Annotated in this window: 8 protein-coding genes and 3 pseudogenes; 9 read left to right on the top strand and 2 right to left on the bottom strand. The window is 53.7% G+C overall.

The window, feature by feature from the left end; all coding sequences use genetic code 11:
* The 3 genes from AC13RE_RS16360 to rfbC all read left to right on the top strand — a co-directional run.
* Window positions 1–428, top strand: a 428-nt coding sequence (locus AC13RE_RS16360; RefSeq protein ID WP_488563695.1) for an SDR family oxidoreductase, incomplete at its 5' end; no start/stop codon positions are given.
* An 85-nt stretch (window positions 429–513) separates the two neighbouring features.
* Window positions 514–1,401: a glucose-1-phosphate thymidylyltransferase RfbA gene (gene rfbA / locus AC13RE_RS16355; protein WP_488563694.1), complete on the top strand. Its 888-nt coding sequence runs from the start codon at window positions 514–516 to the stop codon at window positions 1,399–1,401.
* Between the two features lie 56 nt (window positions 1,402–1,457).
* Window positions 1,458–2,006, top strand: coding sequence for a dTDP-4-dehydrorhamnose 3,5-epimerase (rfbC, locus tag AC13RE_RS16350; protein WP_132719787.1), 549 nt, complete (start codon window positions 1,458–1,460; stop codon window positions 2,004–2,006).
* A 13-nt stretch (window positions 2,007–2,019) separates the two neighbouring features.
* Here rfbC and AC13RE_RS16345 read toward each other — a convergent pair whose 3' ends face one another.
* Window positions 2,020–2,388 carry a phosphomannose isomerase type II C-terminal cupin domain gene (locus AC13RE_RS16345; RefSeq protein WP_132719789.1) on the bottom strand — a complete coding sequence of 123 codons (369 nt, stop codon included), beginning with the start codon at window positions 2,386–2,388 and terminating at the stop codon, window positions 2,020–2,022.
* Between the two features lie 193 nt (window positions 2,389–2,581).
* Between AC13RE_RS16345 and AC13RE_RS16340 the strand changes: the two genes are divergently transcribed.
* A complete protein-coding gene (locus AC13RE_RS16340) occupies window positions 2,582–3,700 on the top strand; it encodes a glycosyltransferase family 4 protein (RefSeq protein WP_488563693.1) in 1,119 nt (372 codons plus the stop codon).
* A gap of 525 nt (window positions 3,701–4,225) precedes the next feature.
* Here AC13RE_RS16340 and AC13RE_RS16335 read toward each other — a convergent pair.
* Window positions 4,226–4,927: pseudogene (locus AC13RE_RS16335) on the bottom strand (transposase); the annotation flags it as partial.
* 773 nt (window positions 4,928–5,700) lie between these two features.
* On the opposite strand from AC13RE_RS16335, the gene gmd reads away from it, so the two are divergent.
* The 5 genes and pseudogenes from gmd to AC13RE_RS16310 all read left to right on the top strand — a co-directional run.
* The gene (gmd, locus tag AC13RE_RS16330) at window positions 5,701–6,783 is read left to right on the top strand and encodes a GDP-mannose 4,6-dehydratase (RefSeq protein ID WP_488563692.1); all 1,083 of its coding nucleotides are present in this window, start codon (window positions 5,701–5,703) and stop codon (window positions 6,781–6,783) included.
* 3 nt (window positions 6,784–6,786) lie between these two features.
* Window positions 6,787–7,722 (top strand): GDP-L-fucose synthase family protein, encoded by a 936-nt coding sequence (locus AC13RE_RS16325; protein ID WP_488563691.1) that lies wholly within the window; start codon window positions 6,787–6,789, stop codon window positions 7,720–7,722.
* Between the two features lies 1 nt (window position 7,723).
* On the top strand, window positions 7,724–8,479 hold the full coding sequence (locus AC13RE_RS16320; protein ID WP_488563690.1) for a glycosyltransferase family 2 protein: 756 nt from the start codon (window positions 7,724–7,726) through the stop codon (window positions 8,477–8,479).
* Window positions 8,480–8,584: 105 nt separating this feature from the next.
* Window positions 8,585–8,968: pseudogene (locus tag AC13RE_RS16315) on the top strand (glycosyltransferase family 2 protein); the annotation flags it as partial.
* A 927-nt stretch (window positions 8,969–9,895) separates the two neighbouring features.
* Window positions 9,896–10,225, top strand: a pseudogene (locus AC13RE_RS16310) (acyltransferase); the annotation flags it as partial.
* Window positions 10,226–10,230 lie beyond the last annotated feature (5 nt).

Below are 10,230 nucleotides of genomic sequence, written 5' to 3'. Positions count from 1 at the left end.
TCCCGAAGACTATTCTTCGGCTGGCCGGTGAAAGAAGCGCACTGAACATCGTTGCCGACCAGGTTGGTGCGCCGACATCGGCGGCCTTGATTGCCGATGTTACACGCACGGTGATCGAGCGCATCGTGGCTTCGCGAGCTCCAGGCGACCTCTCGGGGACCTATCATCTCACGGCACAGGGCAGCACCTCCTGGTATGGTTATGCCGCGCATATCGTTCGTGAGGCATTGGCGGCAAACGTTAGGCTTGCGTTGTCTCTCGATGCGCTGAAACCGATATCGACAGCTGAATATCCGACCCCTGCCAAGCGGCCGGCCAATTCGCGGCTGGATTGTCGAAAGCTGATGGACCGCTTTGATATTGCTCTTCCTCCCTGGCAGGAGGGCGTCGATGAAGTCCTGGCGAGATTGCGGGCTGCGGGGAATTGAAAACCGTAATGTTGCCGATGATTTCCGGCCATGTCCTCCCGCCGGTGAGACAGTGGCAGATAAACTAAGGACGAGACGCAGGATCATGACGAAGGCACGCAAAGGAATCATACTCGCCGGCGGATCGGGAACACGGCTCTATCCGCTGACACTTGCGGTCAGCAAGCAGCTTCTGCCGATCTACGACAAGCCGATGATCTACTATCCGCTGACGACTTTGATGTTGGCGGGTATCCGCGAGATCCTCATCATCTCGACGCCGCAGGATACACCTCGCTTCGAGCAATTGCTCGGTGATGGCAGCCAATGGGGCATAAAGCTTGACTATGCCGTTCAGCCCAGCCCCGACGGTCTTGCCCAGGCCTTCCTGATCGGCGAAACGTTTCTGAATGGCGCGCCGTCTGCCCTGGTTCTGGGAGACAACATCTTTTACGGGCATGATTTTACCCGATTGCTGCACGAGGCGGGCGCCAAGGAAACGGGTGCGACCGTCTTTGCCTATCACGTGCAGGACCCGCATCGCTATGGCGTGGTCGAGTTCGATCAGAGCGGCCGGGCGATCAGCCTAGAGGAAAAGCCGAGGATGCCGAAGAGCAACTATGCGGTGACCGGCCTCTACTTCTATGACGAAAGCGTCGTCGACGTTGCTAAATCGATCCGTCCGTCGCCGCGTGGCGAGTTGGAGATTACCGATGTCAATGTTCACTATCTGCAGGCCGGCCAGCTGGACGTGCAGACCATGGGCCGCGGCTATGCCTGGCTCGACACCGGAACGCATGAATCGATGCTGGAGGCGAGCCATTACATTGCGACGATCGAAAACCGGCAGGGCCTGAAGGTCGCCTGCCCCGAGGAGATCGCCTATCGCAGCGGCTGGATCAGTGCATCTGATGTCGAGGCGCTGGCGAACCCGCTGAAGAAGAATGCCTATGGGCAATATCTCCTTGGGATCTTGCGCGAGCAGATATTCTAACCTACGCGCTTTATGCCGCCGCTTCTCCCTCGCAAACAATCCGAACAGGACGACGAATGAAAGCCATCGATACCGCTATTCCCGATGTCAAGATTATCGAACCGACGGTGTTTGCAGACGATCGCGGCTTCTTCTTCGAAAGCTTCAATCAGGCGAAGTTCGAAGCAGCGATCGGCCGAAGTGCCGATTTCGTGCAGGACAATCACAGCCGGTCGGGCAGGGGTGTCCTACGCGGTCTCCACTATCAGCTGCCGCCGCATGCGCAGGCCAAGCTGGTGCGAGTGGTGGCCGGCGAAGTCTATGATGTTGCCGTCGACATCAGGAAATCCTCGCCCACATTCGGCAAATGGGTCGGCGTTCTTCTGTCTGCGGAAAACAAGCGCCAGCTCTGGATCCCAGAAGGCTTCGCCCATGGCTTCCTGACATTGAGCGACCATGTGGAGTTTCTCTACAAGACCACCAACTATTACGCGCCGGAGAGCGATCGCGGCATCCGCTGGGACGATTCGCAGATCGCCATCGATTGGAAGGTGACGGAAGCCCTCACGCTCTCCTCCAAGGATCAGCAGCAACCGTTGTTGGCTGATGCCGAGCTGTTCGATTGATACGGCTTCGATATCAGACCCGATTGTAATCGTCGCTGAGCCGGATGATGTCGCTCTCATCAAGCAGTTGACCATATTGGATCTCGATGAAAACCAGCGGTGTATCACCGGTGCATGAAGCGCGGTGCGTTGCCTTGAGCGGAATATCAACCGTATGCCCAAGTTGCAGAGAGTGTTCGATTCCGTCGATCTCGGCAATGCCCTGTCCCGAGACGGCGGTCCAACGCTCCGAACGATGGTTGTGATACTGCAACGACAACCGCTCGCCGGGGTTTACGACGATGCGTTTAACGACATGCCGATCACCGATATCGAGCACATGCCATGTGCCCCAAGGGCGCTGATCATTGTCGCCAATCTTGTAAAAGCTTCCGGATTTCAACGAAATCTACTCCGCGAAAAGTCGATCGGCCGCCGGCCGAAAATTATTCGCGGCATTAGTCTAGCGGCGCCGGCAAAGCAAGATTTTTTCGCCGATGCCGACAAAGAGCCCACTTTGCGCGCTCCAGTCGAATCTGTTTCGGCTCCACAATGTCCCAGGTGACGTAGCAATTGCTTTTCGATACAGGAGTGGAATGCGCGTCTTACATTTCTTCAAAACATATTGGCCCGACACATTCGGTGGGGTTGAACGGACGATCCATGCGATTGCCAAGGGCACCGCCAAATATGGTGTGGAATCTGATGTTCTATCGCTGAGCGAAACGCCGATCGAAAACAGCGTCGAATTCGACGGTCACATAGCTCACAAGGTCAAGCTCGATTTTGAATTCGCGTCCACTGGCTTCTCGCGCGAGGTGTTTGGCCGTTTTCGGGAGTTGAGTCGGAAAGCTGATATCGTCCACTATCACTTTCCGTGGCCGGTGATGGATATCGTCCATCTGACCGTTCCCCCCGGTAAGCCGACTGTCGTGACTTATCATTCCGACATCGTGAAGCAGAAGGTGTTGCTGCAATTCTACAAGCCGTTGATGTCTCGCTTTCTCAAAAGCGTCGACTGCATAGTTGCGACGTCTCCGAATTACGCAATGTCGAGCGATGTCCTGGAAAGGTTCAAATCCAAAACGAGGGTGATCTCGTTGGGTCTGGATGAAGCGGACTATCCAAAGGCAGATGAAGCGACGCTAGCACGCTGGCGCGGTAAGTTTCCCGACCGCTTCCTTTTATTCGTTGGCGTCCTGCGATACTATAAAGGGGTCCACATTTTGCTGGAGGCTGCGAAGTGCAATGGTCTGCACGTTGTGATTGTCGGCAATGGGCCGATGGAGGCGGAACTGAAGCGGATCGCGGGGCAAAATTCCAAGAATATCCATTTTCTTGGATCGTTGTCAGACGAGGACAAGATTGCCCTGCTCGGACTTTGTACAGGGTTTGTATTTCCGTCGCATCTTCGTTCCGAGGCCTTCGGGCTTTCTCTCGTTGAGGCGGCAATGTTCGGCAAGCCAATGATTTCGTGTGAGATCGGTACGGGGACAACTTATGTCAATCTGGACAGGGAGACCGGCTTTGTGGTGCCGCCGAACGATGTAGATGCTTTGTCGAAGGCAATGAAGTCCATCTGGGGAAATGAGAAAGAGGTTGCCGCGCTAGGTGCCGCAGCACGAAATCGCTATCTCGAATGTTTCACGGCAGAGAAGATGTGTTCCGAATATTATCGTCTCTATTGCGAGTTGACTGGCTCCATTGTGAGCTGAACATCGACGACGCACATTCATGTTTTAGCGAGAGCTCGTGCGTGATCTGATGTTTGTGTGGTTCCGTAGTCGGCTCAACACTATCGACGGAGATGCCTCTGATCTGTATTAGCGGATCTTTGCCTGTGTGGGTACGGTCCTTGTGGACCGCAAGCTCGGATTGATCAGCCTACGAGGCTTCAATTTGCCCGATGTCTTGTAAAGCATTGATGCATACAGCAAGAGGTAAGGACACCGATTTCCCACAAGGACTTTTGCGCCGATCGAGGATCGCATTCAGAGCGAAATTGCTCTTGGTCGTTTTCAGGTCTTATGGGGCGAAATGGCGCTAGGAAATCAATAGCCAAGTCTGGCACGCTCGGTAGCGTTCCATGAACTTAGTGCCACCGGGTCGAGCGGATGCGGCAAGAATGGAGATGAAACGCGAAGAATGCGCTGGTAACGGCATTGCGGGTCAAACACAAAGAGCTAACTCGGTTTGTCTAAATAGTTTCGAGTGCTTTGCTAAGTGGATTTCCGCCTCGATTATGCCGCCGCCATCATCGGTGTCAGCGCGGTGAAGTAAGGCTGATCTGGTGTCTGCTGATCAAGCGATAAAGGTGGGTGTCGGGTATCGTAAATGGTCAGATAGCGATCAATGCCAACGCGCGCCTCGGAAACGGTTTTGTAGCCGTGGAGATAGACTTCCTCGTATTTGATCGACCGCCAGAGCCGCTCGACGAAATGCCCCCGCCACGCCTCTGCGTCCATTGAAATAGCGATTTCCGCCTTCTTCAGCACCGCCGTGAAGTCCGCTGAGGTGAACTGCGGCCCCTGATCGGCATTTAATATTCAGGTTTATCACATCGGGAAAGCGCTTCCTCGACCGCTTCGATACAGAAGACGATCTCCATCGTGATCGACAGAAGCCGATGACTGAATCAATCGACGACAGCGCAGAGATAAACAAAGCCCCGCGCTGTCGGAATATGGTTGGTGCGAAGGAAAATCGCCTCGATGCCGATCTTCCTCGTCAGCGTCGCGACGTGAAGCCGTCCGATCTGAGGCCCATCTGCTTTCAAAAGCCCTTGCAACATCCGACTCCAACAAACGGGGGTGATCGAGGTGTAGTTCATCGATCCGCCGCATCATGGCCAGGTCGCCAACCGACATAGAGCGCGACAAATGATTGACGCTGCTACGACCGAAGACGAGAAGCTTCGCCTCGCGGATGATCGACAATTTGTGCTCAGTTTCCGCGGCAGCTCTCAAGCGTGAAATGACGGCACGCACGCATCGAGGAGACGAAATGGGGAGGCCAATACACGCGCGAGGGACAAAATGGGTGTTTGGCTTATACCAAGGCAAGTGCACTTCCCGATGAACGCGGCAGTTTTGCCTGGGAGATCTCGTTGACTCAATCACTGCATTCTGGGTGGACGCTGAGTTTTTGCTTCTCCTGTGTTGTTAAATTCGCGAACCGAGTTGCTCTTTCGGCGGCGAAAATGCTACGGGCATGCTTAGGTAGCGGAGACAGGCGGGCTTCAAAACGAATGGTGGCGCTACTCTCAGGAACACAATCGCAAGAAATCAGTGTTTGCCGAGGATCTATCTACGAGATATTCGGTCTTGTTCATTCTCGCTAGACCCACCACAATCGCGCCCGAGCGGCATTGTCTTTTTGCGATATTGGGTGGTTTCGATTTTGTGTGATTCTGTATGTGCAGAATGTTCCGCAAAATGAAGGCGTTATATTCTTGGCGCGATCGAGCGATGGATATGGAGTAAACGATTTTTTCCAGATTACAGAGAATGTGATTTCACAGGTGACGCTAGATTGTTCATGAAATCCGGCGATCTGGCGCACTATCGGACGTTTTACGCAATGTCCGCCAAGCCGATTTATGTCACGTGATGCCTCGTTCGTTGACACCGCCGCGTTAGACGCAGTATTTCCCCAGCGAAGCGAACCGATCAGAAAGACCGAGTTCAAGAGTTGATATCAAGAAAGTAGACTACGGATGAAAAAAGCGCTTATCACTGGTGTAACGGGTCAAGACGGCTCTTATCTCGCATCGCTTTTGCTTGAAAAGGGCTATGAAGTTCATGGTATCAAAAGGCGGTCTTCGATCTTCAACACGGATCGCATCGATCATCTCTATCAGGATCCACACGATGAGGATCGTCGATTTGTCCTCCACTATGGTGACATGACCGACTCTTCCAGTTTGGTGCGGATCATCCAACAGGTGCAGCCTGACGAAATATACAACCTTGCCGCGCAATCCCATGTGGCGGTTTCGTTTGAGGAGCCGGAATACACGGCCAATTCGGATGCTCTGGGTGCATTGCGCATACTCGAAGCCATTCGAATTTTGAAGCTTGAGAAAAAGACGCGCTTCTACCAAGCTTCGACCTCGGAATTATACGGTTTGGTTCAAGAGATACCGCAGCGAGAGACGACTCCATTTTATCCGCGCTCGCCTTATGCAGTTGCGAAGCTTTACGCTTACTGGATAACGGTCAATTATCGCGAAGCGTATGGCATGTACGCATGTAATGGCATTCTGTTTAATCATGAGAGCCCGGTTCGCGGCGAGACGTTCGTAACGCGCAAGATCACGCGCGCGTTGGCCCGCATCAAACTAGGTCTCCAGGATTGCCTGTACCTCGGTAACCTCGATGCGCGTCGCGACTGGGGGCACGCGAAAGACTATGTTGAAATGCAGTGGCTGATGCTTCAACAAGAGCAGCCGGAGGATTTCGTGATCGCGACAGGTGTGCAATACAGCGTCCGCGAGTTTGTGGACACCGCCGCCCGCGAAATCGGGATTGTCGTAACATGGAAGGGCGAAGGCGTCGACGAAAAGGGATATGACGAAAGCGGCAAATGCATCGTGTCGGTTGATCCGCGTTATTTCCGTCCGACGGAAGTAGAAACATTGCTGGGCGATCCCACCAAAGCGCAGCAGAAACTCGGGTGGACGCCGAAGATCACTTTTAACGAGCTGGTCTCTGAGATGATGCTGGAAGACATGAAGGCGGCGGAGCGCGACGAGCTGGTGAAGCGTCACGGCTTTTCGGCATACGATTATCACGAGTGAAACATGCAAAAAAATGCCAAGATTTATGTCGCAGGCCACCGCGGAATGGTTGGGTCCGCGATCGTTAGGCGGCTTCAGGGAAACGGCTATACAAACATCGTGACGAGGACGCACGATGAGCTTGATCTGGTGAATCAATGGTCGGTGACGGAATTTTTTGCCATCGAGAAGCCGGATTATGTGTTCATGGCGGCAGCTAAGGTGGGGGGCATTCACGCGAACAACACTTACCGAGCCGACTTTATCTATGAGAACCTCCTGATAGAGGCCAATGTTATCGGGGCGGCTTACAAAGCCGGCGTCGACCGGATGCTCTTTTTGGGGTCCAGTTGTATTTATCCCCGTGACTGCCCGCAGCCCATCCGGGAGGACTATCTTCTCACTGGGCTACTTGAGCAGACGAACGAGCCTTACGCGATCGCCAAAATCGCAGGGGTGAAACTCTGTGATAGCTTTAATGCGCAATACGGGACGCAATATGTTTCGGCTATGCCCACGAATTTGTATGGGCCGAATGACAATTATGACTTGAACAAGAGTCATGTGCTTCCAGCACTCATCCGGAAAGCTCATGAGGCGAAGATGCGTGGAGACACGCAATTTGTGGTCTGGGGCTCCGGTACACCCATGCGAGAATTTCTCTACGTCGACGATATGGCGGAAGCCTGCGTGTACTTGATGGAGAAAGGGATTCCCGCCGGATTGTTCAATATAGGCACGGGTACCGATGTGACTATCCGGGAGCTTGCCGAAATCGTCATGGATGTCGTCGGCTTTACAGGAGAAATCGTATTTGATCGCTCCAAGCCCGACGGCACGCCGCGCAAGCTTCTGAATGTCGACCGCATAAACGAGCTTGGCTGGAAGGCGAAAACGTCGCTGCGAGACGGCATTTCAAAGGCCTATGCTGATTTCCGGTCTCAGGGTATCAGCTCCTGATATGACTGCAGCAATTGTCACCGTCGCCGTTCCATCCTTCAATCAAGGGCAGTTTCTGGAGCACGCCCTGCGCTCGATCTTCGAGCAGGACGTACCAGTAGAAGTTTTTGTGATCGACGGCGGTTCGACTGACAACTCCCTGGACGTCATTCGTCGATGGGAGCACCGGCTCGCTGGATGGCGAAGTCATAATGATCGCGGGCAAGCTGCTGCCATCAACGAAGGGATTGCTAGGGGGAGCGCGCCCTTCGTCTGTTGGCTTAACAGCGACGATTGGTTTCTTCCCGACGGACTGCGTACGCTTTTGGAATCTTGCAACAAGAATCCAACGGCACCGGCCGTTTACGGCCGGGCTTGGAATGTTAAAGAAAAGACCAGTTCGAAGCGGCCCATTTGGACCGAGCCGTTTTCTGTTGAGCGAATGGCGGTACGTTGCATCATTTCGCAACCCGCGACGTTGGTGAGACGCTCCTGTTGGGAAGGCGTGAACGGCCTCGACGAAAGTCTCCACATGGTTATGGATTATGACCTGTGGTGGCGGCTTTATCGTTTCGGTGGACCGTTGTGCTATGTCGACAAATTCGTCGCAGTTAACCGGGAACACGAACTCACAAAGACCAGCTCACAGAGGCGGCGCCATTACCGGGAAGCCATCACGACCGTGAGAAAGCACTATGGCCGCGTACCGCTAAAGTGGTGGCTCGCGCAGCCATATGCCGTCTGGTACAAGGGCCTCTTCAATGTCATCCAGCGATGAATATGGGCAGGATTTGACCAGGAAATCGCAGCAAGCACAAGAACGGCCGCTTTCAAGACTTTGTGGATATGGATGTAGCTCCACTAGCCGAAATGGAATTGAGAAATGAAATTTTCATTCGTCATCCCGGTATACAACACTGGTAGCCTTCTGGAGAAATGTGTTGCATCCATCACGGCCAACAGCTTTTCCGACTACGAGATCATTATCATCAATGATGGTTCTACGGATGGTTCTGCGGAGATAATCGAAGGATTGGCGCGGCGTTTTTCGGCTATTCGTCCGCTCAACCAAGCTAATAACGGGCAAGGTGCCGCGAGAAACGCAGGGGTAAGGGCCGCGCGGGGCGAATATATCTGGTTTGTCGACAGCGACGATTGGTTGCTCGATGGTGCCGTTTCGCGCGTGGCGAAGGTGACGGGCGCGTATTCGCCGGACGTCGTTGTTCTGAACTACGTCAACGCATATGATGACGGTCGTTATATCCCGAGGTCCAATATCGCGCCTGAACTGCTTGGAAAGGTCATAAAGCCAGCCGAAAAAGAAAATGTGTTCGCCTCCGTGTCCTGCTGGAATACGCCTCCCTGGCGCCTAGTTTGCAAGAGGCAACTGCTTCTCGATCACGGTATCGTATTCGCAGAGGGTGTCTTCTACGAGGATCACCCGTTCGCGATTCACTTGATGTTGGTAGCGGAACGGGTTTTCATCTATCCTCCAGCCTCTTATGCATATTTCCAGCGTCCCGGCTCGACCACGCACGCCAATGACCGCAAAGCGTTCGATTTTCTGACGGTTCGGCAGCTATCCATTGATCTTTTCAAGCGTTTTGGCAAATTCGAAGAGTTCAGCGAACTGGCCTCTTCTTATGTCTCGCCCCGCAACTTCTACGACGCACATGTCGCGGAGTCGTTCCGCCAGGAATTTGTCGAGCGTCTGGGAAAACTGATTACGCCTGAAGACCAAGCCTTGCTTGAAAAGCTGGGCGATCCGGTTCGCATAGATTTCGTTCGCGGCGCTATTGCTGGCCGATTGCCGAAGCCGGAAAAGGCAACCATACGTCGGATCAAGCTTTTGATGTCGGCCGGGGGGCGCACTCGTTTGCGTCTTGCCCTCAGGAATCGCCTGATTGGATTGTTACGGCGTTTTTTGCGTAAAACACGGTCTTTTGGAGTACAGGCACGTCAGCTTATCGAAGCCGGCCATGTTCCCGCCCTGAACTACCGTCTGGGGACCGGTTCCAGACTTGAGCATGCGCGGGTCGATGTCCGTCTTCAATCTGAGCAACGTGATTACCTTGTGGTTGGAAATCACAGTCTCGTTGGCGGCAGTTACGTTTTCGAACGGGGTGTTGGCACTATCTCGATCGGTGACTTCAGTTCTGTTGGGCACGGGACGATGATGATCTGTACCCAGCCGGAAGGCATCAAAATCGGTAATCAAGTTTTGATTTCCTGGGATGTGACCGTCATCGATAGCAACTCCCATCCGCTCGATCCAGAGTTGAGGGCTGGCGACGCTTTCGATTGGTTATTGGGCATAGAGGCGGGCCACTACGGCGCGTTCAAGGACTGGCAGGATGTAGCGGCTGCGCCGATCATCATTGAAGATCGTGCATGGATCGGATTTGGTTCAACGATCATGAAGGGTGTTACTATTGGCAGGGGCGCGATTGTCGCATCGAGATCTGTTGTAACCAAGGATGTTGCCCCGTTCACTATCGTCGGAGGAAATCCAGCGTCTTTCATTTCTTA

It is taken from the genome of Martinezella sp. CNPSo 3959 (assembly GCF_057784355.1).
The sequence above is the reverse complement of the archived record's forward strand: the minus strand, read 5'-3'. Positions and strand labels throughout refer to the sequence as shown.

Excerpts from the sequence above, each read along its gene's own strand:
- rfbC (WP_132719787.1), top strand. The coding sequence starts at position 1,458 with ATGAAAGCCATCGATACCGCTATTCCCGATGTCAAGATTATCGAACCG.
- rfbA (WP_488563694.1), top strand. The coding sequence starts at position 514 with ATGACGAAGGCACGCAAAGGAATCATACTCGCCGGCGGATCGGGAACA.
- gmd (WP_488563692.1), top strand. The coding sequence starts at position 5,701 with ATGAAAAAAGCGCTTATCACTGGTGTAACGGGTCAAGACGGCTCTTAT.
- AC13RE_RS16320 (WP_488563690.1), top strand. The coding sequence starts at position 7,724 with ATGACTGCAGCAATTGTCACCGTCGCCGTTCCATCCTTCAATCAAGGG.
- AC13RE_RS16340 (WP_488563693.1), top strand. The coding sequence starts at position 2,582 with ATGCGCGTCTTACATTTCTTCAAAACATATTGGCCCGACACATTCGGT.
- AC13RE_RS16325 (WP_488563691.1), top strand. The coding sequence starts at position 6,787 with ATGCAAAAAAATGCCAAGATTTATGTCGCAGGCCACCGCGGAATGGTT.